The sequence below is a fragment of the Acinetobacter sp. GFQ9D191M genome (genome assembly GCF_011174875.1).
GTDB lineage: Bacteria > Pseudomonadota > Gammaproteobacteria > Pseudomonadales > Moraxellaceae > Acinetobacter.
The window spans coordinates 37900-63253 of record NZ_JAALGV010000101.1; the positions used below are offsets into that span (position 1 = coordinate 37900).

Sequence of the window (25354 nt, forward strand, 5' to 3'; positions counted from 1 at the left end):
CAAATGAGTAGATATGTTAGCATTAGTGTTGCAGCTAAAACATTGGGTGTATCCATCCAAACCTTAAGAAGGTGGGATGAGGAAGGTGTTTTAGTTGCAGATCGAACACCTAAAAATCACAGACGTTATGATCTGAGCAAAATCACGCCTGAACTTATCCATGATCTCGCTATTCAAAACAATCGAAAAACGATTGCTTATGCAAGAGTTTCGAGTCACGACCAAAAGGCTGATCTTGAAAGGCAGAAACAAGTTTTGGAGATGTATTGCGCCAAGCAAGGTTGGACATTTGAATTAATTAGCGATCTTGGTTCAGGAATGAATTATCGCAAAAAGGGGTTAAAAGCCCTTTTAGATGGGATTATTGATAATGAAATTGGTCGCTTAGTTCTTACCCATAAAGACCGATTATTACGCTTTGGTGCAGAATTGGTATTCGCTTTATGCGAAGCACGTAATGTTGAAATTGTGATTATTAATCAAGGTGAAAATCTGAGTTTTGAAGAAGAACTTGCTCAAGATGTATTGGAAATTATTACAGTGTTCTCCGCAAGATTATATGGTAGTCGCAGCAAGAAGAATCAAAAGTTAATACAGGCTGTTAAAGAAGCACTATGAGTCGATTTATACGAGGGCATGTCATTGAGTTGATGCCTAATAATAAGCAAGCAAGCTATTTCGCTCAAGCGTGTGGTGTTGCTCGTTTAACGTATAATTGGGCGTTAAAGGAATGGCAACGGCAATATAAAGCTGATAAGGAATATCGAGATCAGTGTGAATATTATGGTGTTGAAGTAGATCGGAACTTACTAAACAAGCCTAAAGAGGCAAAACTAAGAAAACATCTAAATTCTTTTAAATTTGAAAAATACCCTTTCATGAAGAAGGTGACTAAATGTTCGCCACAGCTTGCTATCAAGCAACTAGGTAATGCTTTTGATCGGTTTTTTAGTGGTCTAAGTAAATACCCCAAGCCAAGGAAAAAAGGTAAGGATGATCGCTTTTCATTATCAAATGATCAATTCAGTATAGATAATAAATCTATTAAAATCCCCAATTTAGGTTGGGTGAGGATGACTGAGGCTTTACGATACAAAGGTAAAATCTTGTCAGCTAAAGTTTTTAAACAAGGTCGCAAGTGGTTTGTGTCGATTGCTGTTGAATTGGCTCAGATTGAAAAACTAAAACCCAAAACAGGGTTGTCTATTGGTGTGGATCTAGGGGTATCTAGTCTTGCTACCCTTTCAAATGGTGAGGTTATACCATCACTTGCACCACTCAAAAGACAGCTTGCTAAACTAAAAAGACTCAACAAGTCTTTTAGTCGCAAGAAAAAAGGTAGTCAGAATCGGGAAAAAGCAAAAACCAAGCTTTCTCGCCTGCACTACAAAATAGCTTGCCTTCGTAAAAATAATCTTCACCAGGTCACAACTGATCTGGTTACACGTTTTGATGTGATCGCAATTGAAGATTTAAACGTTAAAGGCATGGTGAAGAATCGAAAACTCGCAAGAGCTATATCTGATATGGGTTTTTATGAGTTTAAAAGACAATTGATTTACAAGGCTAAACAGCATGGAAAATCTATATTGTCTGTTGGTCGATTCTTCCCAAGTAGTAAAATGTGTTCTTGCTGTGGTGAATTAAATCAATCTCTTACACTTTCAATTCGTGAGTGGAAGTGTTCTGTTTGTCACACCAAGCAAAGTCGAGATATTAATGCAGCAATTAATATTTTAAATCACGCTGATAAGGATTTAATTGCTGCTTAAGTGGTGATTAAGGCGGTGAGTTACACCGTGACAGCCTATGGAGTTGGGGTAATTCCAAAAGCAGATGCTTTTGGTTCTTGATGGTGAAGTAGGAATTAAACATCAAATCCACATAAGTAGGTTTGAGTAGGTTTTAAATAACGGTTCATTCAAGGATCTGTTTAACTCTGACAACTTGCTTCGTACGCTTTGCATCTGGGTCAGCTACTTCTTCACCCTGATGGTGGTGTACATTATGTTGAGCTGGTTGCCATCATTGTTCATGGAACTGGGCTTCACCCGTAAAGATGGTTCAACTGCAGAGTTCTACTTTATGGTGACTGCAACGATTGGTACCGTGATTTTGGGTATGCTGACGGATCGCCTGAAAAAAGCGTATGTCATTCTATTGATGTACGGCGGTATCCTGGCGGGTCTATTAGCGTTGAACGGTGCAAGCTCACTTGAGCAAATGTACATGGCCGCAGCACTGGCAGGTGCCTTTGTGATTGGCTGTCAGGGTGTACTCTATGCCTTCGGTAGTATCGTTTACCCAACTGAAGTACGTGGTACAGGGGTAGGTGTTGCTTCCGCAGTTGGCCGTATCGGCGCCATGCTTGGCCCTGCAATTGCGGGTCAGCTACTGACAGCAGGTCTTCGGTGCAGCAGGGGTGATCTCGGCAGCGATTCCATGTATCGTAATCTCTGCGGTATGTATGCTACTCCTGGTCAGCCGTACCAAGGTTTAAAAATAAAAAGATGAATATCCGAAAAGCCTGCACTGATGCAGGCTTTTTATTTTCCAGTATCAGTTCAGCTTAAGACAAATTCTTTCTATGTTTTGGAGAGCAATAGCTTTTACAGTTAACTCATCATGCGTTTTATCAGAATGCAGAGTCATTCTATTTTTACCTAAAGGGCTAAAAATTTTCTTTAGTTTTAAGCTATGCTTGGATGCAAACTCAGATTTCAAGGGATGAAAATGATGCAAAATGCGGCGCTGATTGTGGTGGATGTACAAAAAGGATTTACCCCAGGTGGAAATCTGGCTGTTACCAATGCCGATCAGATTATTCCGAATATCAACCGATTGGGGCAGTACTTTCAGAATATTGTGCTGACTCAGGATTGGCATCCGGCAGAGCATATCTCCTTTGCAGACAATCATCCTGCTCAAGCAGCCTATGACACGATTCAGCTGGATTATGGTTCTCAGGTCCTTTGGCCGAGTCATTGTGTACAAGGGACTGAGGATGCTGAATTCCATCCGGAGCTGAACCTTCCGCAAGCTCAACTGATTATCCGCAAAGGCTTTCATCAAAATATCGACAGTTACTCCGCCTTTATGGAAGCTGATCAAAAAACCAGTACCGGTCTGGCCGGCTATTTACGTGAGCGCGGTATTGATACCGTATTCATCGTGGGTATCGCGACTGATTTTTGTGTGGCCTGGACTGCGATGGATGCCTGCAAACTCGGCTTTAAGGCCTATGTCATTGCGGATGCCACCAAAGGTATAGACCTGAACGGTTCGCTACAACATGCCTGGCAGGACATGCTGGCACAGGGTGTAAAACGGATTTATCTGAAAGATATTATTAATGCTGCCTAAGCGCTGACTTAAGGCGATTAGGGCCATTTGCCATTATGCAATGGTTTGTTTACTTTGAGGCATCCACAGATGCCTTGATTTCTTTTTCATGACACTTGGATTTTCCCATGTCAGCACTTCTTCAATTTAGCCAGTTTGTCCAAAAGACCTTTGCTCTATGGGTCATTCTGTTTTCAGCCATTGCCTTGATGCTGCCGGATCTTTTTGTCTGGTTACGCGCCTATATTCCCTGGATGCTGGGTCTGATCATGTTCGGCATGGGCATGACCATGACGCCAGGTGATTTTAAAAGTATCTTGCAAAGTCCCAAGGCCGTTGCGATTGGGGTCGTGGCTCAGTTTATGGTGATGCCAGGGTTAGCCTTTTTGCTCTGTCAGCTATTCCAGCTTCCGGCTGAAATTGCGATTGGTGTGATTCTGGTGGGCTGCTGTCCAGGTGGCACGGCATCTAATGTGATTACCTATATGGCCAAAGGCAATACGGCCTTGTCTGTGGCGTGTACTTCGGTATCAACTTTATTGGCACCGCTTTTGACTCCGGCAATTTTTTATCTGCTGGCCAGCCAATGGATTGAAATTAATGCCTTATCTATGCTGATTTCGATTCTACAAGTGGTGCTGTTTCCAATCATTTTAGGTTTGATTGTCCGTGCCCTTCTAAAAACCAAGGTAGAAGGCTATATCCAAGTAATGCCAGTAATTTCGGTGATTGCCATTGTCGCAATTGTGGCGGCCATTATTGCTGGCAGTAAAACCCAGATTCTGGAATCCGGGTTAATGATTTTGGGTCTAGTGGCTTTACACAATGGAATGGGCTACTTGTTGGGTTATTGGGCAAGCCGAATATTGAAACTGGCAGAAATCGATTGTCGCGCGGTTTCGATTGAAGTGGGAATGCAGAATTCTGGTTTAGGGGTAGCGTTGGCTGCGACCCATTTTGCCGCGTCTCCCATCACTGCGGTTCCAAGTGCTATTTTCAGCCTATGGCATAACATTTCTGGACCCGCCTTGGCGACGTACTGGGCCGCCAAAAGTAAGACAATTGAATCTGCATCAGCACAAGATACTTCCGCAGATAGATAACATCCTGATTGCTGAAGATTTTATTTCTCTCATATAAAAAGCCCGATATTCAATCGGGCTTTTTGCTTTCTGTGACTTAGGACGCTTTAGACTGTTTCGATTTGAGAATCTCGGTTCTGAAGCTTTGCGCTAGTTCAGCACTTTCCGCATCCATCCCATTGACCACAAAGGCATGACGGGTCAGAACATTGGTCGGATTTGGCATGCTGACCAGCTCAAAGTGGTCCGCGATTTGTTTCAACAGGGCATTAGGAACATACAGTGCACTTTCCTTAGCGACTAGTTGCTGAACCAGACGTTCTGCAGCCTGAACGGAATTAAGCTGCATTTCTTCAACGGCTGAAGAAATTGCGCTACGTGTCTGCAGGACAAAACGTTTTTCTTCGCGATAACGCTTATACAGGACTTCTGAAAGCAACTGGAATACTGAACTGATCATGGTCAGACAGGCGAGGGCATCTGGCTTCTCTGCCGCAATACTGATACTGGCACCTTTTTCATCAAACTTGTGTACGGTACAAATATCCGTGCTGTTCAGTTTGTAGTGCTGGATGCACAGTTCAGTAGCTTTGTTCAGGAAAATCTGGCACAGATTGAAATAAGGAACCGATACCGTCTTATTCACACTATCTAGCAACTGTTTTGGATCATAGAACTGAATGTTCAAGCTCAGGCTATCGGTATCTAGGACCACAGGTTTACTGTCTTTTTCTTTCGGTTTGTTTTTCAGGGCTTGCTGTGCCTGGGCAATGGCGAGGGCAGCATTATGCTTTTCCTGTTCTAATGCCTGAGTTAAAGTCTGAATCTCGAATTTCAGTCGCGATTCATTATTGATACGTGCCAGATACTCGGTACGGCTTGGACGCGCTACCGCACGATAACCGACCCAAAGCAAACCATGAATAATGAAAGAGAACAGAATGGCAAGCCATTGAGTCCGGAGAATTTCACCAATACTTGGCTCAATCAGGGTGATTTCAATCACACCGACTTTTTTCTCGTTTTGCAGGGCATCTCGGACAAAAACTTCCCCATCACGGGTCTTGGTCAGTCCACCAGTGGCTAAAACCTGACCATTCGCATCCAGGATACGAATTGAAGCAACGCTTGGGTTAGTCGCATAACGGTTGGCCAGAAGTGCCAGAGAAACGCGGTTCGCCGGTTCAAGCTCCGCCAGGCTGTCTGTGACCAGTTGGCTCGTCATGAGCTGTCCCTGGTTGGCACGGTTATCATTCAGTTGGTGAGTCGTTGCCAATACCAGTAAAAAGGTATGCAGAGCAAAACTTACAATCAGTAGGCTAGCAAATAGCCCTTGTCTAGGCGCATTCAACGTAAACTTCCAAGGCAATTCTGTTCAATTTCGATTATGATTCTAACAATAGTTGTAGCTCAGACCCGAGTCAATTCATGCGAGAAATCATTCTTATATCATTCTTAGGACCCGACCAGCCTAATCAATTTACACGATTAATGCAGGTTTTGTCCGCTCATTCCTTACAGATTCTAGATGTGGGGCAAGCGGTCATTCATAATCAACTGACCTTAGGTATTGTTGTATCGTCTGATGACCAAACTGCAACAGCATTAGCCATGAAGGAAATCCTGATTCTAGCACATGATATCGGGTTAACAGTGCGCTTTAAACCAATCTCTGCTGCTGAATATGAACAGTGGGTAAGAGAGGGTGGCCGCACGCGTTATATCGTAACGGCATTGGCCCCGGAATTAAATGCCTCTCATCTGCAAGCCGTGACCAAAATCGTGTCGAGTCAGGGCTTCAATATTGAAACCGTGACCCGTCTTTCTGGCCGTCCTGAGCTGGATGGTTCCAATACTGGCCCTAAACGTGCCTGTGTACAGTTTGGTCTGAAAGGCCAGATGCTGGATGCAGCAGCCATGCGTGCAGCCTGCTTAAGCCTGTCGAATAACCTGAATGTCGATGTGGCAGTACAGGAAGATAATGCTTACCGCCGTAACCGTCGTCTGGTCTGCTTTGACATGGACTCGACCCTGATCGAGCAGGAAGTCATTGATGAGCTGGCGATCGAAGCTGGTGTCGGTATCCAAGTCTCTGAAATCACTGAACGCGCGATGCAGGGCGAGCTGGACTTCCAGCAAAGTTTCCGTGCTCGTGTTGCTTTATTAAAAGGCATGGATGCATCGGTATTGCCAAAAATTGCTGAGCGTCTGACCGTGACTGAAGGTGCAGAACGCCTGATTTCAACCCTGAAAGCACTGGGCTACCGTACCGCAATTCTGTCTGGTGGATTCCAGTATTTTGCAGAATATCTGCAAGCCAAACTGGGAATTGATGAAGTTCATGCCAACGTTCTGGATGTGCAGGATGGCGTGGTGACAGGCGAAGTCAAAGGTCATATTGTGGATGGCGCACGCAAGGCTTTATTGCTCCGTGAAATTGCCGACAATATGGGAATTTCTCTGGAACAGACCATTGCTGTAGGTGATGGTGCCAACGACCTGCCAATGCTTTCAATTGCGGGCCTAGGTGTGGCTTTCCGTGCCAAGCCTTTGGTTCGTCAGAATGCCAATCAGGCCATTTCCAGCGTGGGTCTGGATGGTGTGCTCTACCTGCTCGGTGTACATGATAAAGATCTGAGCCGCGCGTAACACATAGCTTTTCGGTGAAATCCAACGCGGCCTTAGGGTCGCGTTTTTTTATATTTTTAGCTTAACTTTTATCGAGGGACGGCGCAGCTTGTCTATAAATACCCCGATCATCTTAAACGGAAAATATTTTTTTTAAGTCGATGAAAGGGCATATGATTTTGTAATGACACGCCAACATCGACGCAGCAATTGATCCACAAATACTGTGAAAATAAAAAATGTAATGACAAAATAATATCGCGACAGAGTATGTCGTAAGGGGAGAAAACAGGACTTTTTTTATGCAAAAAACTCAGCATAATGCATGCATAGAGATACAAATCGACACATTCCATTTTATTGATTTAACGAAATTCAATAGGTAGGACGGTTGCAATATCAAGCATACACACTATCCTTTTGGATGGAGGGGTTTATATGGTAACAGCGAATCTAGCAACTCTCGTAGGCTTTAGTTTAGTCGCCGCGGCTGTGCTTGCTGTTTTCTTCTCGCCTTATCGTCGCTGGTTAAGTTTTATGGCTGCGGGAATGCTAGCCTGGGGCCTGATCGAAGTGATTCGAGTAGGTACTCAAGCCTTGTTTGAGCTCCCGATGACATATAGCTATCTGACAGCTTTAACGGCCGTGATGGTCGTAGTGACCTTACTGTTATTGCGTGAAGATCGACGTGCAGAGCGTGCTTTGGCTAAACGCCGTTATATCGAACATACACCAGTGTATGAAGATGACCAGCAGCAGCTATCTAGCCGTTAAGTTCTCTAATATCAGCGAAATAATGCACCTGCGGGTGCATTTTTCGTTTAGAAATATGATACAAAGTCCTGCATCTGCCTGGCTTTGATCTATGCTAGGATATTTGTCAATTTTCGTACAATTAGAATAGGCATAATTCCATGAAACTGTCCTCCATTCCTGTGCTCAAACTTCCTCTGGTTGACCTCAGTACCGATCCACTTGATTTGCTGGTCGCAGGTCTTGCATTACGTATGAAGCAGTTAGCGCGTACCAGTCCGAAATTTATTGAATTGGTACATGAACGCCAGTTCCGTATCCAGATCGGAACAGATGAAGGAATGGCACGTCAGATCGTTGTGAATAATGGTCATATCGATACCGTTTCAGGTGATGCAGAAAAAGCTGATTTTGTACTGCAATTTGCTGACAGTGAACAGGGCGTAAAAACGTTGCTCAAAGGTGATCCGACTGCATTCATGACCGGTATGCAAAGTGGCACGATTAAAATGGAAGGTGATTTTGGTCTGCTGGTCTGGTTTAACCAGGTTGCGAAAATGATTCCACCTAAACTGCCAAAACCAGTTAAAGAAAAAGTGAAAATGGCACGTCAGTTTATTAAAGAAAAAACTGGTAAATAACTCCTAATCCCCCTGCTTTAATTAAAGGAGGGGCTAGGGAAGGATTATCATAAAAAAGCCCTCATCAAGAGGGCTTTTTTCATTTTGGAACAATGACGGTTTATTCAACTTCCAGATTAAACGTTACCGGCCCATCATTGACCAGATGCACTTTCATATCGGCCGCAAAAATACCGGTTTGTACATTTTCGAACTGGCTCTGCGCATATTCAACCAGCTGTTCATACAAGACCTTGGCATCGCTTGGCGGCATGGCGGGACCAAAATCCGGACGTAAGCCTTTTTGAGTTTGCGCCATCAAGGTAAATTGGGACACTAGCAGTAAACCGCCACCGGCCTGACTGACATTCCAGCCCATCTTGCCCTGCTCATCATCAAAGAAACGGTATTTCAATATCTTATCAATCAGTTTTTTGCCTTTTTCCAGATTGTCTTCTTTACCTAAACCTAGAAAAACCAGAATACCTTTGCCAATTTCTCCGGTGGTTTCACCATCGACCACGACTTTGGCTTCCAGTACCCGTTGTAATAATGCACGCATAATCAATTTTAGTCAGATTCAAAATTGCCGCCATTGTAGCAAGATCAGACTCATCTGTTATTAAGTTAATGTCTAAAAAATGGGCTTAATTGATTGATTAGCATTGATAATATTTTAAACTATCTAAAAACACGATCATAATCATAAAAATTATCTGTTTTATCTATTTTTTGCTCTCAAGTATCTTAGCTGCATGCAGGAAAGGTATTAAATTGAGAGATTTAGAAATGTTTAAGCGTTCATTACTTGTTGCAATGCTTGCAACGGTGACAGCTGCACAAGCTGCACCATTAACCAAAGATAACGGGGCACCAGTCGGTGATAACCAGAACTCGATCACTGCGGGTCCACAAGGTCCAACTTTGCTGCAGGATGTACAACTGGTTCAAAAACTGCAACGTTTTGGCCGTGAGCGCATTCCTGAACGTGTCGTACACGCACGTGGTACGGGTGCTTATGGTGAATTCGTTACGACGAAAGATCTGTCTGATTTAACAATTGCTTCTTTATTCAAGGCCGGTACCAAAACTCCAGTTTTTGTGCGCATGTCTACCGTCATTCATGGTAAAGGTTCACCAGAGACCCTACGTGACCCGCACGGTTTCGCCATCAAATTCTATACCCAGGAAGGTAACTGGGACTTGGTCGGTAACCAGACACCAGTCTTCTTTATCCGTGATGCGATCAAATTCCCGGACTTCATCCACGCGATGAAACCAAGCCCCGTCACCAACGTACAAGATGCCAACCGTGTGTTTGACTTTCTGTCTAGCCAGCCTTGGGCAACCAACATGCTGACTTATGTTTATGGCAAGCAAGGTGTCCCAACCAGCTACCGCGAACAGGACGGTTTTGGTGTACATGCCTACAAACTGTATAACGACAAAGGCGAATACAAGTACGTGAAATTCAACTTCCGCTCTAAACAGGGCGTGAAGGGCTTAAATGTCAAAGAAGCGGCTGCGCAACAAGGTAAAGATTTCAATCACTTGACCAATGATCTTTATAACAACATCTATGCAGGTAATTTCCCGAAATGGGATCTGTATATTCAGGTGCTTGATCCTAAAGATCTGAATAGCTTTGATTTCGATCCGTTAGACCCAACCAAAATCTGGCCAACCAATTTGGTTCCAGAAGTAAAAGTCGGTACATTGACGCTGAACCGTATGCCGAAGAACTTCTTCAATGAAACTGAACAGGCTGCATTTGCACCAGGTAATCTGGTACCAGGTATCGAACCCTCTGAAGACCGTTTGCTTCAAGGCCGTATCTTCTCTTATTCAGATACACAAATGTACCGTCTAGGTGCCAACCATCAGCAAATTCCAGTAAACCGTCCAGTGGTGAATGTGAACAACAACAACCAGGAAGGTCATATGAATGTGTCTGAGCGTGACTCTGATGTGAACTACGAGCCAAGCCGTAAAGAGCCTAAACCGGCGACTGAAAAAGCACGTGCAGTTGAAACACCATTGACTGGTCATGTTCAGCAGATCGCTACTAAAGAGCAAAACTTCAAGCAAGCAGGTGACTTGTATCGTTCATATACTGCCAAAGAGAAAGATGACCTGATCATGAACCTGGCGGCTGATCTGGGCAATGTCAAAGATTCAGAAACCAAGCACATCATGTTGTCTTACTTCTATAAGGCAGATGCTGACTACGGTATGCGCATGACTAAAGCTGTAAATGGTGACATCTCAATCGTTAAAGCCAAAGCTGCAAAATTAAAAGACTAATCCCGATTGGTCTTGAAGAACTGGTGACTAGGGCCTAGCGCATCACCTCCAAAAAGTCCTGTAATACTCCAAACCTTTCCTGCACCCTAGGGGGAGTTTTACAGGCACTCTGTTTTTCATTCCATCTCAGGTCAATTGAGTTTTTAAAAACTTAAATTTTCCTTTCGATTTCTATTGGAGTTCATCATGAAAGTTCTGCCACACGCATTTCTAGCCAGTATTCTTGCCTTTAGTTCCGCATTCGCAACTGCTGCTGAAGTGAAGAATGTCTCCCCTGCAAAAACTGCGGCAAGCGTTCAGATGACCTCACAACAGGAATTGATCGATCTGTTTTTTGCTGCTGCTAAAATCGGCAATAGCGAAGTGATCAATGAATTTTTAAAGCACGGCTTTCCAGTCGATGTACGCAATCAAGATGGTTATACCTCGTTGATGATGGCAACCTATTATGGCCATCAGGATATTGTGACCACCTTACTGGCCAAAGGGGCAGACCGCTGCGCCCGGGACAACCGTGGCAATACAGCCTTGATGGGTGCCTTGTTTAAAATGGAATTTGCCATTGCCAAACAGCTGCGTCAGGTCGACTGTGATGGCCAAGCCAAGAAAACCGGGCAAAAAACCACAGCTGAATTTGCCAAGGTGATCGGTCAGGAAAAGCAGCTACAAAAAATTATCAAGGAACAGGAAAACGGGCTGAAAGCAGTCAAATAACTGTGTGGGAAGCAGTTTATTTTCTTGAACTTTTGTCGATAATTCAGCTAGCTGTACGTAAATCCTGCAATATTGCCTAAACTTTTATGCTTTAATGCGGGATAAGCACAGCGATATTTCCCTTAGTTATGGCTCCAATTATCCACTCTTTGTTAGATACTGACTTGTATAAATTCACCATGCTACAAGTGGTATTACACAAGTTTCCACAAACGCATAGTGTCTATCATTTCCGTTGTCGCAACCTGGAAGATACGGAATATCCGCTGACGGATATTCTGGATGATTTGAATCACCAACTGGATTTGCTGTGTCAGCTCAAATTTAAAGAAGACGAATTACAATATTTACGCAGCCTGCGTTTTATCAAAAGCGATTTTGTGGATTATCTGGAACTATTCCAGCTCAAACGGCGTTTTATTAAGGCCACCATCGACAATGAAGGCCGCCTGGATATTACTATTGAAGGCCCCATGGTTCAGGCAATGATGTTTGAAATCTTTGTACTGGCCATTGTGAATGAACTGTATTTTAGCCGCATTCGTACATCTGAAGTGCTAGCTGAAGGTGAGCGCCGTTTAAAAGCTAAAATTGAACTTTTAAAACAGTATGATGCCGCGCAGAACCCGAATGATCCACCATTCCTGGTCTCGGACTTTGGTACCCGCCGTCGTTATAGTTTTGACTGGCAAAAGCATGTGGTCGAAGAATTTAATAAAGCTGCACCGCACGTGTTCCGTGGGACCAGTAATGTGTACTTAGCCAAAGAGTTGGGCATTACCCCGATCGGGACGATGGCGCATGAATTTCTGCAAGCCTTTCAGGCGTTAGATGTGCGTCTGCGTAATTTCCAGAAAGCCGCCCTGGAAACCTGGGTACAGGAATACCGTGGTGACCTTGGAATTGCCTTGACCGATGTAGTCGGTATGGATGCTTTCCTGCGTGACTTTGACCTGTACTTTGCCAAACTGTTTGATGGTTTGCGCCATGACAGTGGTGATCCCTATGAATGGGGTGACAAAGCTTATGAGCATTATAAAAAGCTGAAAATTGACAGCAAAACCAAAATGCTGACTTTTAGTGATGGCCTGAATCTGGAAAAAGCCTGGAAATTGCATCAATACTTTAAAGATCGCTTTCAGGTCAGCTTCGGGATCGGCACCAATCTGACCAATGACATGGGGCAGACGCCGCTAAATATCGTATTGAAACTGGTGGAATGCAACCGTCAGTCGGTAGCGAAAATCTCCGATAGCCCAGGAAAAACCATGACGGATAATGATACTTTCCTGGCATATTTGCGTCAGGTGTTCAATATCTCAGAACCTGTCTAAAAATCTCTGCTTGATTCAAAAAACCGCTTCAATCATGAGGCGGTTTTTTCTTGGATGATGGTCTTTCTTAAATCAGCTTTAGCTAAAATTATGCTAAGGATCTAGATAAAAACAACATAATTGAAAAAATGAGCTGTGCTAAGATCAAAAGGATTTGACCGCAATGACAACTACTAAGATGACAGCTTCCGCCTTTGACTTTGGTCTGCTGATTGAAGCAGAAGATTTGGTTCCACATTTGGGAAATGAAAAACTTCGAATTGTTGATTTAAGCCGGGCGTCGGTTTATGAACAATTGCATATTCCACATGCCTTACATCTGCAACCCAAGCTGCTGGTTCGTCAGGAAGAAACAGCCATGGGCCTGTTACCGGATGCAGAAGGGCTGGAAGCTTTAATTCGTTACCTGAATATTTCTCCTGAACATCATGTCGTAGCTTATGATGATGAAGGCGGTGCGTGGGCAGGGCGTCTGCTCTGGAACCTGCATTGTTTGGGCTTTGAAAATACCAGTTTACTCAATGGCGGCATTCATGCCTGGCTGGGTGCGGGACTACCGACTTCATCGGATCAGGAAACCTTTATACCTGTCGATCATCTGGTTCCAGTCAATCTTGAAAGAAAGGCTGAGTTTCAGATCGATTATAATGAACTAAAACAACTCATTGAAAATGAAAATATTCAGGTATGGGATTGTCGTACAGAAGATGAATATACCGGCTTGCGTCTGGCCGCGCGACGCGGTGGTCACATCCCGGGCGCACGTCATTTTGAGTGGAGTACTGCCCTTAACCGGCAAAATCATTTAAAATTACATCCTTTACCACGTACTCAGCAGCGTCTGGAACAACTGGGATTTGATCTGGATCAGCCGGTTGTGGTGTATTGTCAGTCCCATCACCGTTCAGGTCTGGCTTATATTCTGGGGCGCTTATTCGGCTGGAAGATTCGAGCCTATGATGGTGCGTGGAGTGAATGGGGCAACCGCCTCGATAGTCCAATCGCTACAGGAGAGGTGCCATCTTGAGCATCACATCGCGTCTAAAACAACAACTGTTTATCCAGGCCCAAAAAGTGGTGCCACAGCATCGCCTGTCCCGTGTGGTGGGAAAAATTGCAGCCAGCGAAAATCCGATTGTAAAAACAGCCGTGATCGCAGCATTCAAGACCAAATACGGGATTGATATGTCGATTGCTGAGCAAACCAATGCCCTGAAATTCAAATCATTTAATGATTTCTTTACCCGTGGATTAAGAACTGGAGTGCGTGCGGTCGATGCTGATTCAACCGCAATTGTGTCTCCGGCAGATGGCGCAATTTCCCAACTGGGTAAAATTGAAAATGGCGATGTGTTTCAGGCCAAAGGCCAGAAGTTTACGGTTGAAAACCTGATTGCTGATCCGCAACTGGCAGAACCATTCAAGAATGGTGAGTTTGCGACGGTGTATCTGTCACCACGTGACTATCATCGTGTTCACATGCCATTTGCCGGGACTCTGACTGAAACTTTATATGTGCCGGGTGAACTGTTCTCGGTCAACCAGACCACAGCCGAAAATATTCCAGGTCTGTTTGCCCGTAATGAACGTATGGTATGTCTGTTTGATACCGAACTTGGTCGTATGGCAGTGGTTCTAGTTGGTGCGATGATTGTGGCTGGTATTGAAACTGTGGCGACTGGCAAGGTAAAACCATCTGGTCGTATCGAGCTAAACCAGCACAATTTATTCCTTGAAAAAGGCGCTGAACTGGGTCGTTTTTACCTAGGTTCAACCGCCGTTATCCTGTTTGAGGAAAACAAGATGCAATGGGATGAGAAATTTAAAGCCAATTCAACCGTATTGATGGGTGAGGCGTTGGGTCATACCCTATAAAAAGCTTTTAATCTCCTGTTATGTTGCTTCCCCCTTTGAAAAAGGGGGATTGAGGGAGATTAAATATTCTAATTTCCTCCTCTTGCGTTTCAATTCAAAGCAGTGCTTCAAAGCTTGCTTAGGAGGGAATCTCATGATAACAAATATCCCTTAGATTCTTTCCCTTTGAAAAAGGTGAGAAGCCTTGCTTCGCAAGAGGGAGTTAAAAAATTAAAATCCCTCCCAACCTCCCTTTAAAAAAGGGAGGAGATAAAAGATTCAAAAAAAAGCGCCATCTGGCGCTTTTTTATTTTCTAAACTTTATCGTTTGACAACGATCGAATCGATACCACTGTGCTGTAAGGTTTGCTGTGCAATAATCGCAGATTCTGCTGAATCATAAGGTCCAGACACGACACGATACCAAACCTTGCCATTTTCCACACTGCGGACTACATCTGCAGATAAACCGTTGAGAATGATTTCTGCACGGCGGGCATCTGCCTGATCCGGGTCATCAAAACTACGAACTTGTAAAATATAGCTTGCAGAAGCAGGAGTTGGGGCTTCGGTTGCATCCAGACCTGGCTCAGTTGCTGTTTCTGATTCATCAACTTCAGGTCTTGGTGCCTCTACAATCACCACTGCTTCCTGATTTTTTGCTTCAGGAACCGCCTCTTCAGGAATCGGTGTCACTTGCTGCTGTGGCAACAGATCATAAAAACGGTAGTCTTTATTGGTATCTTCTTCTTGAGAATGCTCAGCCGTAGCCTGGTTTTTAGGTTTAACAGGTTCCCATGGCTTCCACAGCATGAGTGCCATTAAAAAACTTAACACGATTAAAATGATCACGAGTGTGCCGAGCCAGGTAGGAATAAGTGGCTTTTTGGGCTTATTCGGTCTTTCAGATACACCGCGCTGCGTTTTTCCAAACACTTGGGATTTCCTCTTATTTATCGGGGCAAATAGAAAAGGCATAACAGCAGTTATGCCTCTACTATGACTTCATCCTATGTGATCGTGATAGAAAAGTCATTATCTAGATCACAAATCACACAGAATTTTAATTTATCTGCATCTTCAAACACATAGCTAAAGTTACAAAATATTTATTCAGCAGATAAACGGCAATGACTAGCATGCTGACTTCGAGCAGAGCTCTCCGTCTTGCGTCAATGTAAAAGCAGTGCTTTACATTTTCGCTTCGAGCTTAGCTCTCGCCTTGCGAGCATGCAAAACAGTGTTTTGCTTACATGCTCTCAGGCGCAGATACACCAAGCAGTTCCAGACCGTTACGCAGCACCTGGCGAACATTTACAGATAACAGTAAACGTGCCTGAGTTAATTCTGCATCATCGCCCAGAACCTTGTTGTCGTTGTACCAGCCATGGAACAGCGCAGCCAGCTCTTTCAGGTAGTTACCAATCTGATGCGGTTCATAGCTGTTTGCAGCACGAACGACAATCTCTGGATAAGCTGCCAGCTTTGCCAGAATTTCAGTCTCCGCTTCCAGCTCAAGTTTGGCTGCCAGACCACGTGCAGTGGCTGCATCAAAGTTCACACCTGTAGAGGCTGCCTTTTCTAACATACGGCAGATCCGCGCATGCGCATACTGGATGTAATACACGGCATTGTCCTTGCTTTGAGATACGGCAAGGTCAAGGTCGAAGTCAATGTGCTGTTCAGATTTACGCATGACATAGTAGAAACGTGCTGCATCATTACCGACTTCTTTGCGCAGGTCACGCAAAGTCACGAACTGGCCTGAACGAGAGGACATTTGTACCATCTCGCCACCACGCCACAGGCTGACAAACTGAACCAGAAGTACAGTCAGTTTTTTCGAGTCATAGCCCAGAGCATCAATCGCTGCTTTTACACGTGCGATATAACCGTGGTGATCTGAACCCCAGATATCAATGATATCGGTATAGCCACGTTGTAATTTGTTTAGGTGATACGCAATATCAGACGCGAAATAAGTGGTTTGACCATTACGGCGTTTCACTACGCGGTCTTTTTCATCACCAAATTCAGTTGACTTGAACCAGATGTTGCCATCTTTTTCATACAGGAAGCCTCGCTGATCTAGAGTTTGTAGCGCTTCACCAATTTTTTCAGTCAAAGTTGCTTCGCTAAACCATTGATTGAAAGTCACTCCGAATTCACCGAGGTCATCTTTAATATCATCAAGAATGGCTTTTAATGCAGCCTGATGGAAGACGCGGTAACCTTCATTTAATAAGGTTTGTGAGTTGAAGATCAGGCCATCAATGTGTTTTTCTTTATCGCCTGAAACAACTACTTTATTGCCTTCAGCATCCGGTTCGGCAGCATACTGTACGTCTTCAGGGACATCTTTATAAACGTCTGCAACAGGGCGAACATAGATATCGCCGTCTTGATCAATAATGCTTTGTGCGATTTCTTTAACGTAATCACCTTGATAGGCATTTTTCGGGAACACCAGTTCCTGACCCGTCAATTCTAAATAACGTAAGTAAGTTGAAGTCGCCAGAATATCCATCTGACGGCCAGCGTCGTTGACATAATATTCACGGTCAACTTTGGCACCTGTCGCTTCAAGCAGATTTGCAACAGTCATACCATAAGCAGCGCCACGACCATGACCTACATGCAGGCTGGAAGTCGGGTTCGCAGACACAAATTCAACCTGAACGCGTTTTTCCGCATTGGCCTGGGTACGACCATATGTTGCCTGTTGAGCCTGAATCTGATCCAGCACAGCAAAACGCTGGTCTGCATTTAAAAAGAAGTTAATAAAGCCTGGGCCTGCAATTTCTGCCTTGCTGATATCCGCCACTTCAGGCAGGGCAGCAAGAATTTTTTCTGCTAAATCACGCGGTTTCATACCCGCAGCTTTAGACGCGATCATGGCAATATTTGATGCAAAGTCACCGTGGCTGCGGTCTTTGGTACGCGTCAAATTACTTGTATTGTTCCAGTCAGATGGGAGTACGTTTTGTGCCTGTAAAGTTTGCACTGCATGATCGAGAGCTGCTTGGATTGCCGTATTCATAATCAGTCGAAAATAGATATCGCAGAAAAACAGCAAATATAGCAAATTTCCGACTCTTTAGGTAAAACCATTTATGGGGAATAAAAAATATACGATTAGCAGCCTATGGTTTCTATCCCTCGGTCGGTCATCAATGAAGGATCACATGAGAAAGAGGGGAATAAATAAGTTGCAAACTTTACTATAAAAAATGAATCATCCAGCAATCAAAATGGCCTATATTAGCCTGATTGAAACTATAAAAAGAGTCAGCATGGATTCAAAACAGCGTCCGACCATCATCGGCAATATTCCCAAACTTCCAGCCAAATGGGCCTTGGTCATTGTGCCTTTTATCTTGTCCTGCCTGATGAGTGGAATTATTTCCATGATTAACATGCTGCGCAATCTGGGCTGGATTGAGGGCTTTATGGCCCTCTGGTTTCATAACTGGATGATTTCCTGGGCGATTGCTTTTCCGATTGTGGTGACGCTTTTACCTTTTGTACGCAAATTTGCCGGCTTGCTGGTCGATATGTCAGGAAATCAGCCACCCAAATAATTGTTTTCTATCAATGAGAATTAAGAAAGAAGTTCTAGAAGGTAAAAAGCATTCACTAACAGATGGGCTCTCTAACTAAAAATCAATTAAATCAGATGCTCGACTGCAGCACGGATGATTCCAAGGATCAGACCAATACAGGCCCCGACCACGACACCATTAACCCGGATCATATGCAGGTCACCACCGACTTCGTTTTCAATCTTGTCGATCATCTCAGTCGAATCCCATTCATGAATACGTTCACTGATAAAACGGATCACTTTCTCACTGTACTGGTCACTCAAATCGACAGCGATACCACTGAGACGGTTATTCAGCAACTCACGCACTGAAGTATTTGAAATAATATTTTCACCGACTTGCTGAATGGCGACTCGCAGATTCTCCGCAATCCCCGAATCCGACTTTTGCAAATCTGCTTTGATGGCATCGCATAAAATGACCACTGCACCACTGATAAAATTTAGCACTTGCGGACTGTCAAGCAGGGCATCTTTAGTTTCATTCAGTCGCTGGCTGGCCATACTTTCAGAATCTGCCAATTGCTGCATCAATTCTTGAGCTGTTTCTTCAATTTTAAGCCGCCACGGATGGTCGGGATCTGCCAGCATGGCTTCCACCCGCTGAATCACCGAATCGATACTGCGTTGCTGCACATCAATACCGATCCAGCTGGCGCCTTTGGCCAGACGCCAGACGCCCATTTCCTTGAATAAAGTGCGGGTCAGCTCACGGGTTTGTTCTGGATGTGAAGTCATCCAGGCATGTACCACATCTAGGCCGCGTTGCAGCACATCCTGATGGAAATCATTTTCCAAAACAGCGCGCAGCATTTCGCTGGCCAGGGTATTGATCTGGGTGTTTTTGACCCATTGCACACTATTGCTCTGAATAAATCCGGCGATCTGTTCCTGCCCGACAAATTCAAATACTTTGGGTACGGTCTGCTGAATCACTTGTGTGACTTGAGCATTATTCTGCGGATTGGCCAGCCAGCGGCCAGCAGCCAGACTTAAATCGGTACTGGCCAGACTGCGCTGCACAATTTGCGGGGAAAGGAAATTTTCCTGCACAAAGCGCCCCATAGATTCGGCAATCCGGGCCTTATTGCGTGGAATAATTTCAGTATGGTCACGTAAAAATTTTGGAATCGGTAGCCGGCCAAAAGGATTGCGGAACAGCACGGTAATTGCATACCAGTCCGCCAGACCACCGACTACACCTGCTTCGGCAGAGAGCATCAGAATATGAATCAGCCAGACATATTCAGGCAGCAGTTTGGCAGTAATCATCAGCGCCAGCCAAGCCAGTACTGCGACGACCAGTGCAATAGTCGCAAAACGTTTACTGCGTTGTAAGCTCGGTGACGGCTGCTCTTTCTGCATAAATCATCCTGTTATTAGGGCGTGGCCGGCTGCGGTTGGAGTACTTGGCCGGATGGACTTACTCCATATTTAGCGCCAAGTGATTGTAAAATCAAGCGGGCATCAAAGGCATCTTTCGGCTCCTGACCGGCTTTAAAGCACTCAATGGTATAAGCCACTTGAGCAGGATCTAAAGTGACAGTATAGGGCTGGTCATAGAATGGATCGGGCCAGAATCCCGGATAGCGACGGGAATAACCATAAGGACGATAATAGCCGTATGGATAGACGCTAGGCGCCGGATAGACAATCGCCTGACGCGGTGGTTGCTGGGTACGGTTGCTTGGATCGTTCAGTACCCGGAAAAACTGGAAACCGTTCTGAACTGTGGTCTGCGCGGCTTTCAGCAGGGTAATTTCTTCGGCTGTACCGAAACTCATATTAGGTCGCGCCTGAAAACTGATGCGATAAGTGTTGGCATTCAGTGGAGTAGTGCTGTACTGGCCGAGCTGGTCAAAGGTAAGCGGCTTGGACGGTATCGTTGCACAGCCAGAAAGCAGGGCAGTCGTCGCAAGGGTCAGGGCAATGACGGTCTTTTTCATCTTCGTTCTCCTGATAGGATGATCCAGCGAGTTACAGACCTCTAGAAGCTGCTATCTGGCTGGGTCAGGAAACTCAATTCTTCCTCGGTGGATTCACGGCCCAGAATCTGGTTGCGATGTGGGTAGCGTCCGAAACGGTCAATAATGATTTTATGCTTGATTTCATATTCGAGGTTTTCTGGATTGCCGAGGCGCTGAAATAATTTTAGCGCAAATTCATGGATTAATTGAGACTCGCTATGCATGAAAGGCATATAAAGAAAGGAACGTTGCTCCGGACTCAGCTGTTTATCCAGATCCTGGCTGATGGCTTCCTGAGCCAGTGCCAAAGCCAGACTATCCTGAGCAAAAGCACGCGGCGTATCCCGAAAAATATTGCGTGAGAACTGGTCCAGAACAATGATTTCAGCTAATCGACCATCAGCATTCTTACGCCATGACCATAGTTCAGCTCTACTCGCCTGTTCCAGAATATCACCAAATTTTTCCTTCAAACTTTGGTCGAACTGGTCACTTTTGGCAAACCAGTTGGGTTGAGTTTCAGGACTAAACCAGAAGTCTAAAATATCTTGATAATTCATAATGTTTACAATTTATTAGCATTTATTTGTTAATAAAATCACAAATTTCACATGTCTTATAGAGAAACTTTGTGTTAAAAATTTGCCCAACTAAAAATCAATGGTTTGCTTGAAAACTAGGCAGGGCAGCATGTGCTGTCTGGAAATCGCGGTATACTAAGCTAAACCGATGATTCTATTTTAATAGTTACCCCCATTAAGCGAGATTGTAATGAGTCAACCTGAATCGACTGCCCATGATGTATTACCGGAATGGGTAGATTCGTCGCTCATCAAAGGAATGCTGCGCGGTATCGAGCGTGAGAGCTTGCGTATGCAAAGCAATGGTTTCCTGTCACAGGAACCGCATCCTCATGCCTTAGGTTCAGCTCTGACACATCCGCATATTACGACCGATTATTCTGAAGCCTTGATGGAGTTTATTACTCCACCGAAAGAGAGTATTACTGAAGCTCTCAACTATCTGACCGACATTCATGCCTTTGTACACCGTCATCTGAAAAATGATGAAAAGCTCTGGCCGATGTCTATGCCATGTATGCTCGACAGCAAGGATGAAAATATCCCGCTAGCGCAATATGGCAGCTCCAATATTGGTTTATTTAAAACGCTGTATCGTCATGGTTTAGGCGTGCGTTATGGCCGTCGTATGCAGACCATTTCCGGGGTTCACTATAATCTGTCTTTCCCGGATCATTTCTTTATAGCGCTCCAGGAACAGGAAACTGATGAAGAGCTGCGCGCTTTAAGTCTGCAGGATTATCGCAGCCATCGTTATATGGGGCTGATCCGTAACTTTATTCGTTTAACCCCATTGGTGATTTTTCTGGTTGGCGCCAGTCCAGCCGTTTGCCAGTGTTTTATGACCGGACGCGATCACCATTTATTCCCGCTGGTACGCGGTACTTTATATACGCCTTATTCGACTGCATTACGGATGGGACGCTTTGGCTACCAGAATTCAGCGCAGAAACAGCTGGGTATTCACTACAATAATCTGCAGGATTATCTGGAAGGTCTGCAAAAAGCGGTCAGAACACCGTACAAACAGTTTACCCGTCTGGGTCTGGATGATGCCAATGGTCAGCCAATTCAGATCAATGACCATGTGCTACAGATTGAAAATGAATACTACAGTCTGGTGCGTCCAAAGCAGGTACCTAAAGAAGGTGAAACTCCATCGCAAGCCTTGCAAAATCGCGGGATCGGCTATGTTGAGCTGCGTGCTGTAGATGTCAATCCGTATAGCGCGATCGGGATCAATGAAGATACTGCCGGCTTCCTGGAAGTAGTGGCACTGTACTGCTTATTGCAAGACAGCCCGGCATTGCTGGATGCCGAACAGGAAATCATTGACCAGAATCAGGCTGAAGTGGTCAATCGTGGCCGCGCCTATAACGCTGCGATTATGGAAAATGGCCAGCGCTATATGATTGAAGACTGGTGTAATCTGCATTTGCAACGTATGCAGCCACTGGCTCAATTGCTCGATCAGGCTTATGAAACTGATCTATATAGCAATGCTATGCAAGCCATGCAGATCCGTGTCGATGAAGTTGATGCGACCTTGTCAGCCCTGATTGTCGGAGATATTCGTAGCCACAGCAGCATGTGGCAGTTTGGCCAGCATTTGGCCCATCAGCATAGCAATCTCTATGAATCACATCGATTAAGCAAAGAAACACTTAAATATTTCAATGAATTGTCACAAAAGTCATTGCAGCAACAACAGCAGCTCGAGCAAGATAACACGATCAGTTTTACTGAATATTTAGCCCAATATCGATAATAAATAAGAGGATTAACCATGCAATGGGGTTATCGCTTCGTGAGTGGTGTGTTGTTTTTGGCATCTGTTGCCGGGATGGCATTTGCTTTATATCTTGAGCATGGACAGGGTCTGAACCCTTGCCCATTGTGTGTGTTTCAACGAATCGGATTGATCGGACTAGGGATTATTTCCCTGATTGCCTTGCTGCATAATCCGAAATCCAATGCCATGAAGCGTGGTTATGCTTTCTTAGGCTCGCTGAGTATCTTATGGTCAGTCGGTGTCGCTGCACGGCATGTCTGGCTACAGAACCTGCCCCCAGATCAAGTGCCGAGCTGTGGCCCAGGTCTGGATTACTGGCTGGAAACTTTGCCGATGAAATCGGTATTACAGCAGGTATTAAACGGTTCAGGTGAATGTGCCGCAATTGACTGGACGTTCCTGGGGCAATCTTTACCGGTCTGGTCATTGATGTTCTTCAGTATTTTATTGCTGATCAGCCTGTGGCAGTTATTCCGCAAATATCAGACTGCGCCCGTCAAACGTTTAAGAGATAAATACTGATTTTCAAAATTGGAATCAAAAAAGCCAGTCTACAGACTGGCTTTTTTTTATCACTCTCTTAGAGGCGAACCAAATTTTTTACCTTCAATCATGTTAGGGCAATGCCTTCAATACTGTCCAGATCGGTCACGTATTCATGAATTTGCGTATAGGTTTCATCTTCCACACTTGGATAGAACCAGCGCACAATCTGTTCGGCCACCAGTGGATGATACTGAATTTCAAAATGATTCAGTCCATAGAAAATCGCCTTATGTGCGTCGGGTACTTTCAGATCAAAACGCGGATGGGGATGTTCGCCCAAGGCACTTTTGACACTGACCAGATAATCACCGATCACATTAAGCGTTTTGTTGGTATGGTGTTCAAACTCGATCGTACCTGCCACCAGATAGGCATCAATATGCGCAGGAATCGGTGCCGGTTTACGGTTGTCGTCCATAAAGCCAATCCGTACCGGATTGTGTTCCCAGTCATCATCCCGGACGCTGCCATGACGTAAGTCTAGAATTCCGTTACTGCGAATATTCACCACATGTCCCACAATTTTCACTAAAGGAAAATGTCCGAGCTTTTCCTGCAAACTAAAACCAAAACGTTCCAGTACCGCACCATGATGCGGTGAGCCCAGACAGACCAGATTTTCTACCATCGGAATCCAGTCATAGACATTTTGTTTGCCATAGAACAAGGCGCTGCGTGACACCAGACCGCCCATACTGTGTCCGATCAGATCAATACTGGTAATTCCTGGATTACGTTTGACCAGATCCTGCAAGGCATTGGCCAGACTGCGGCCATTGGCTGAAATGCGGCGTCCGGTATTGTAATTCAGGTACAGCATGGTGTTATGGTCACGCTGTGCCAGTAATTTTTCCCCAATACCCGGATATTTGCGGGTTGACCAGTCCAGATGGTTCATGCACAGACCATGTACAAATAGGGTAATGCGTCCAGTTAGCTCACCTTGTTGCAGAGAACCATAATGATCGTAAATGAGCATCGGCAGGGCGAGGGGATTCTGATATTTCAGCAGATAATCGCCAATAATCCCGTTCAGGGCACTGACCATAAAATGCATGGTCGGGGTCAGGGGTTTATTATGTAATTTAGGAAATCTTTCAATAATACGACGCAGTCCAGGCGCAATCAGGGTATTGCCATAATGAAAGATCATGTCATAAGACATTTGATACAGACGTACGATATAAGGAATATTCTGGAAAGTTTTGGAATTTTTTTCACTCAGCCCGAATACGCTCATTAAAATTTCACGCTGAATCGATTTAATCAGCTCCTGTACTACATCACTAAAGCGCATGGTGACCAATTGTGCCAGGCCTTCCAGGACATCTGCCTGGCTAAGCGGAGTTCGGTCCCATCGACAATAGGTTTCATGCAATGGCGTTAAACTTGGCATTTGATCCTATCCTTTATATGAGCCGTAGACATCTTTCTTTTTTGAGCACTTCGCGGTATAAATTCTTTTTTCAGTATTCTTGATTCTCAATTTATTCGGAATACTCTTAAAATAGCGAGAATTGCATAACATTAAAGGCTTTTTTGTCAGACAATTTAAGCAATTAAGTGGTTATAAAATGAAGTGTATTTCACACTTTTAAATTAAATTTTGACATTTTGTTTGTTTTTTATTGATTGCCGATGAATATCATTTACCTGCATGGGTTCAAGAGTAGTAGTAGCTCGATTAAAGGCCAGTTATTGGAACAATACTGTGCCAAGTACCCGGATATTCAGGTGCATTTACCCGATTTGAACATGCCGCCGATGACTGCAATTCAGAAGATTTCTAAATTGATCCAGTCGATGGATCAGGTGGCATTGGTCGGCAGTAGTCTTGGGGGATTCTATGCGACATATCTGGTCGCTCAAGCGCATGTGCCGGCTGTACTGATCAATCCGGCAATGCGACCATGGCAGCTGTTTCGTGAACTGTTTGATGATGAATTGCCTCTGCAGATTCATCCGAACTGGTGCCTGAATGACGCAGATCTTGGCCAGCTCGAAGCTATGGCGCTACCAACTGCACAAGATGCAGACAAAATATTAGTGCTGTTACAACAAGGCGATGAAGTTTTGGATTATCGTGAAGCACATCGCTATTATAGTTCAGCTCGTCCACCTGCACTGCTGATGACCGAGGCCAATGGCAGCCATGGTATGGATGATTTTGCGGAGAAAATTCCGCTGCTCTTACAGTTTTTATCCGACTGCATAAAAAAGGAAACCGAATAAC

The 25354-nt window shown here is 44.6% G+C and carries 24 protein-coding genes and 1 pseudogene; 17 read left to right on the forward strand and 8 right to left on the reverse strand.

Going from position 1 to position 25354, the window contains the following annotated elements:
• Positions 1-3: 3 nt before the first annotated feature.
• From G5T77_RS14075 to G5T77_RS14095, 5 genes and pseudogenes are all read left to right on the forward strand, one after another.
• Positions 4-618, forward strand: a complete 615-nt coding sequence (locus G5T77_RS14075; RefSeq protein WP_034703196.1) for an IS607 family transposase — start codon at positions 4-6, stop codon at positions 616-618.
• On the forward strand, positions 615-1772 hold the full coding sequence (locus G5T77_RS14080) for an RNA-guided endonuclease TnpB family protein (RefSeq protein WP_125279454.1): 1158 nt from the start codon (positions 615-617) through the stop codon (positions 1770-1772). The genes G5T77_RS14075 and G5T77_RS14080 overlap by 4 nt, the downstream gene beginning before the upstream one ends.
• 142 nt (positions 1773-1914) lie before the next feature.
• Positions 1915-2500 (forward strand): annotated as a pseudogene (locus tag G5T77_RS14085) (MFS transporter); the annotation flags it as partial.
• Between the two features lie 233 nt (positions 2501-2733).
• Positions 2734-3363, forward strand: a complete 630-nt coding sequence (gene pncA / locus G5T77_RS14090; protein ID WP_159124185.1) for a bifunctional nicotinamidase/pyrazinamidase — start codon at positions 2734-2736, stop codon at positions 3361-3363.
• A gap of 107 nt (positions 3364-3470) precedes the next feature.
• The gene (locus G5T77_RS14095) at positions 3471-4445 is read left to right on the forward strand and encodes a bile acid:sodium symporter family protein (RefSeq protein WP_166137546.1); all 975 of its coding nucleotides are present in this window, start codon (positions 3471-3473) and stop codon (positions 4443-4445) included.
• Positions 4446-4521: 76 nt separating this feature from the next.
• Here G5T77_RS14095 and G5T77_RS14100 read toward each other — a convergent pair whose 3' ends face one another.
• A complete protein-coding gene (locus G5T77_RS14100) occupies positions 4522-5775 on the reverse strand; it encodes a hypothetical protein (protein WP_166137543.1) in 1254 nt (417 codons plus the stop codon).
• A 77-nt stretch (positions 5776-5852) separates the two neighbouring features.
• Here G5T77_RS14100 and serB point away from each other — a divergent pair, with 77 nt between their 5' ends.
• The 3 genes from serB to G5T77_RS14115 all read left to right on the forward strand — a co-directional run bounded on the left by serB (position 5853) and on the right by G5T77_RS14115 (position 8446).
• A complete protein-coding gene (gene serB / locus G5T77_RS14105) occupies positions 5853-7073 on the forward strand; it encodes a phosphoserine phosphatase SerB (RefSeq protein ID WP_166137537.1) in 1221 nt (406 codons plus the stop codon).
• A 417-nt stretch (positions 7074-7490) separates the two neighbouring features.
• Positions 7491-7826, forward strand: coding sequence for a ciprofloxacin tolerance protein AciT (gene aciT / locus G5T77_RS14110; protein ID WP_034703185.1), 336 nt, complete (start codon positions 7491-7493; stop codon positions 7824-7826).
• A gap of 140 nt (positions 7827-7966) precedes the next feature.
• Positions 7967-8446, forward strand: coding sequence for an SCP2 sterol-binding domain-containing protein (locus G5T77_RS14115; RefSeq protein WP_004281258.1), 480 nt, complete (start codon positions 7967-7969; stop codon positions 8444-8446).
• A 100-nt stretch (positions 8447-8546) separates the two neighbouring features.
• On the opposite strand, the gene dtd is transcribed toward G5T77_RS14115, so the two are convergent.
• The gene (gene dtd / locus G5T77_RS14120; protein WP_004281259.1) at positions 8547-8987 is read right to left on the reverse strand and encodes a D-aminoacyl-tRNA deacylase; all 441 of its coding nucleotides are present in this window, start codon (positions 8985-8987) and stop codon (positions 8547-8549) included.
• Positions 8988-9214: 227 nt separating this feature from the next.
• Here dtd and G5T77_RS14125 point away from each other — a divergent pair, with 227 nt between their 5' ends.
• From G5T77_RS14125 to asd, 5 genes are all read left to right on the forward strand, one after another.
• Entirely contained in the window at positions 9215-10729 is a 1515-nt protein-coding gene (locus G5T77_RS14125) for a catalase (RefSeq protein ID WP_166137610.1), read from the forward strand.
• A gap of 186 nt (positions 10730-10915) precedes the next feature.
• Entirely contained in the window at positions 10916-11443 is a 528-nt protein-coding gene (locus G5T77_RS14130) for an ankyrin repeat domain-containing protein (protein WP_166137534.1), read from the forward strand.
• Positions 11444-11571: 128 nt separating this feature from the next.
• Positions 11572-12777 (forward strand): nicotinate phosphoribosyltransferase, encoded by a 1206-nt coding sequence (gene pncB / locus G5T77_RS14135; RefSeq protein WP_166137531.1) that lies wholly within the window; start codon positions 11572-11574, stop codon positions 12775-12777.
• Positions 12778-12955: 178 nt separating this feature from the next.
• On the forward strand, positions 12956-13804 hold the full coding sequence (locus tag G5T77_RS14140; protein ID WP_166137607.1) for a sulfurtransferase: 849 nt from the start codon (positions 12956-12958) through the stop codon (positions 13802-13804).
• On the forward strand, positions 13801-14652 hold the full coding sequence (gene asd, locus G5T77_RS14145) for an archaetidylserine decarboxylase (RefSeq protein ID WP_166137528.1): 852 nt from the start codon (positions 13801-13803) through the stop codon (positions 14650-14652). Before G5T77_RS14140 ends, asd begins: the two co-directional genes overlap by 4 nt.
• Before the next feature lie 300 nt (positions 14653-14952).
• On the opposite strand, the gene G5T77_RS14150 is transcribed toward asd, so the two are convergent.
• Entirely contained in the window at positions 14953-15567 is a 615-nt protein-coding gene (locus tag G5T77_RS14150) for an SPOR domain-containing protein (protein ID WP_159124212.1), read from the reverse strand.
• A 313-nt stretch (positions 15568-15880) separates the two neighbouring features.
• Positions 15881-17671, reverse strand: coding sequence for an arginine--tRNA ligase (gene argS / locus G5T77_RS14155; RefSeq protein WP_166137525.1), 1791 nt, complete (start codon positions 17669-17671; stop codon positions 15881-15883).
• 253 nt (positions 17672-17924) lie between these two features.
• Between argS and G5T77_RS14160 the strand changes: the two genes are divergently transcribed.
• Entirely contained in the window at positions 17925-18212 is a 288-nt protein-coding gene (locus G5T77_RS14160; RefSeq protein ID WP_125278848.1) for a DUF2798 domain-containing protein, read from the forward strand.
• Positions 18213-18298: 86 nt separating this feature from the next.
• On the opposite strand, the gene G5T77_RS14165 is transcribed toward G5T77_RS14160, so the two are convergent.
• From G5T77_RS14165 to G5T77_RS14175, 3 genes are read right to left on the reverse strand one after another with little or no spacing between them, the layout of a single operon-like run.
• Complete coding sequence (locus G5T77_RS14165; protein ID WP_159124210.1) at positions 18299-19600, reverse strand: DUF445 domain-containing protein; 1302 nt, start codon at positions 19598-19600, stop codon at positions 18299-18301.
• A 14-nt stretch (positions 19601-19614) separates the two neighbouring features.
• Positions 19615-20181: a hypothetical protein gene (locus tag G5T77_RS14170; protein ID WP_166137522.1), complete on the reverse strand. Its 567-nt coding sequence runs from the start codon at positions 20179-20181 to the stop codon at positions 19615-19617.
• Between the two features lie 41 nt (positions 20182-20222).
• Positions 20223-20762, reverse strand: a complete 540-nt coding sequence (locus G5T77_RS14175; RefSeq protein ID WP_166137519.1) for a DUF924 family protein — start codon at positions 20760-20762, stop codon at positions 20223-20225.
• A 211-nt stretch (positions 20763-20973) separates the two neighbouring features.
• Here G5T77_RS14175 and gshA point away from each other — a divergent pair, with 211 nt between their 5' ends.
• Positions 20974-22551 (forward strand): glutamate--cysteine ligase, encoded by a 1578-nt coding sequence (gene gshA, locus G5T77_RS14180; protein ID WP_159124207.1) that lies wholly within the window; start codon positions 20974-20976, stop codon positions 22549-22551.
• An 18-nt stretch (positions 22552-22569) separates the two neighbouring features.
• The gene (locus tag G5T77_RS14185; protein WP_166137516.1) at positions 22570-23097 is read left to right on the forward strand and encodes a disulfide bond formation protein B; all 528 of its coding nucleotides are present in this window, start codon (positions 22570-22572) and stop codon (positions 23095-23097) included.
• Positions 23098-23185: 88 nt separating this feature from the next.
• Here G5T77_RS14185 and G5T77_RS14190 read toward each other — a convergent pair whose 3' ends face one another.
• Positions 23186-24517: an alpha/beta hydrolase gene (locus G5T77_RS14190; RefSeq protein WP_166137513.1), complete on the reverse strand. Its 1332-nt coding sequence runs from the start codon at positions 24515-24517 to the stop codon at positions 23186-23188.
• Between the two features lie 242 nt (positions 24518-24759).
• Between G5T77_RS14190 and G5T77_RS14195 the strand changes: the two genes are divergently transcribed.
• On the forward strand, positions 24760-25353 hold the full coding sequence (locus G5T77_RS14195) for a YqiA/YcfP family alpha/beta fold hydrolase (RefSeq protein WP_166137509.1): 594 nt from the start codon (positions 24760-24762) through the stop codon (positions 25351-25353).
• The last annotated feature ends 1 nt before the right edge of the window (position 25354 follow it).

What these genes read in the sequence shown, in the direction of transcription:
- gshA (WP_159124207.1), top strand. Translation starts at nt 20,974, where the DNA reads ATGAGTCAACCTGAATCGACTGCCCATGATGTATTACCGGAATGGGTA.
- G5T77_RS14080 (WP_125279454.1), top strand. Translation starts at nt 615, where the DNA reads ATGAGTCGATTTATACGAGGGCATGTCATTGAGTTGATGCCTAATAAT.
- pncA (WP_159124185.1), top strand. Translation starts at nt 2,734, where the DNA reads ATGATGCAAAATGCGGCGCTGATTGTGGTGGATGTACAAAAAGGATTT.
- argS (WP_166137525.1), bottom strand. Translation starts at nt 17,671, where the DNA reads ATGAATACGGCAATCCAAGCAGCTCTCGATCATGCAGTGCAAACTTTA.
- G5T77_RS14095 (WP_166137546.1), top strand. Translation starts at nt 3,471, where the DNA reads ATGTCAGCACTTCTTCAATTTAGCCAGTTTGTCCAAAAGACCTTTGCT.
- G5T77_RS14125 (WP_166137610.1), top strand. Translation starts at nt 9,215, where the DNA reads ATGTTTAAGCGTTCATTACTTGTTGCAATGCTTGCAACGGTGACAGCT.
- G5T77_RS14115 (WP_004281258.1), top strand. Translation starts at nt 7,967, where the DNA reads ATGAAACTGTCCTCCATTCCTGTGCTCAAACTTCCTCTGGTTGACCTC.
- pncB (WP_166137531.1), top strand. Translation starts at nt 11,572, where the DNA reads ATGGCTCCAATTATCCACTCTTTGTTAGATACTGACTTGTATAAATTC.
- G5T77_RS14185 (WP_166137516.1), top strand. Translation starts at nt 22,570, where the DNA reads ATGCAATGGGGTTATCGCTTCGTGAGTGGTGTGTTGTTTTTGGCATCT.
- G5T77_RS14170 (WP_166137522.1), bottom strand. Translation starts at nt 20,181, where the DNA reads ATGAAAAAGACCGTCATTGCCCTGACCCTTGCGACGACTGCCCTGCTT.
- G5T77_RS14160 (WP_125278848.1), top strand. Translation starts at nt 17,925, where the DNA reads ATGGATTCAAAACAGCGTCCGACCATCATCGGCAATATTCCCAAACTT.
- aciT (WP_034703185.1), top strand. Translation starts at nt 7,491, where the DNA reads ATGGTAACAGCGAATCTAGCAACTCTCGTAGGCTTTAGTTTAGTCGCC.
- G5T77_RS14195 (WP_166137509.1), top strand. Translation starts at nt 24,760, where the DNA reads ATGAATATCATTTACCTGCATGGGTTCAAGAGTAGTAGTAGCTCGATT.
- G5T77_RS14175 (WP_166137519.1), bottom strand. Translation starts at nt 20,762, where the DNA reads ATGAATTATCAAGATATTTTAGACTTCTGGTTTAGTCCTGAAACTCAA.
- serB (WP_166137537.1), top strand. Translation starts at nt 5,853, where the DNA reads ATGCGAGAAATCATTCTTATATCATTCTTAGGACCCGACCAGCCTAAT.
- G5T77_RS14165 (WP_159124210.1), bottom strand. Translation starts at nt 19,600, where the DNA reads ATGCAGAAAGAGCAGCCGTCACCGAGCTTACAACGCAGTAAACGTTTT.
- G5T77_RS14190 (WP_166137513.1), bottom strand. Translation starts at nt 24,517, where the DNA reads ATGCCAAGTTTAACGCCATTGCATGAAACCTATTGTCGATGGGACCGA.
- G5T77_RS14140 (WP_166137607.1), top strand. Translation starts at nt 12,956, where the DNA reads ATGACAGCTTCCGCCTTTGACTTTGGTCTGCTGATTGAAGCAGAAGAT.
- G5T77_RS14075 (WP_034703196.1), top strand. Translation starts at nt 4, where the DNA reads ATGAGTAGATATGTTAGCATTAGTGTTGCAGCTAAAACATTGGGTGTA.
- dtd (WP_004281259.1), bottom strand. Translation starts at nt 8,987, where the DNA reads ATGCGTGCATTATTACAACGGGTACTGGAAGCCAAAGTCGTGGTCGAT.
- G5T77_RS14130 (WP_166137534.1), top strand. Translation starts at nt 10,916, where the DNA reads ATGAAAGTTCTGCCACACGCATTTCTAGCCAGTATTCTTGCCTTTAGT.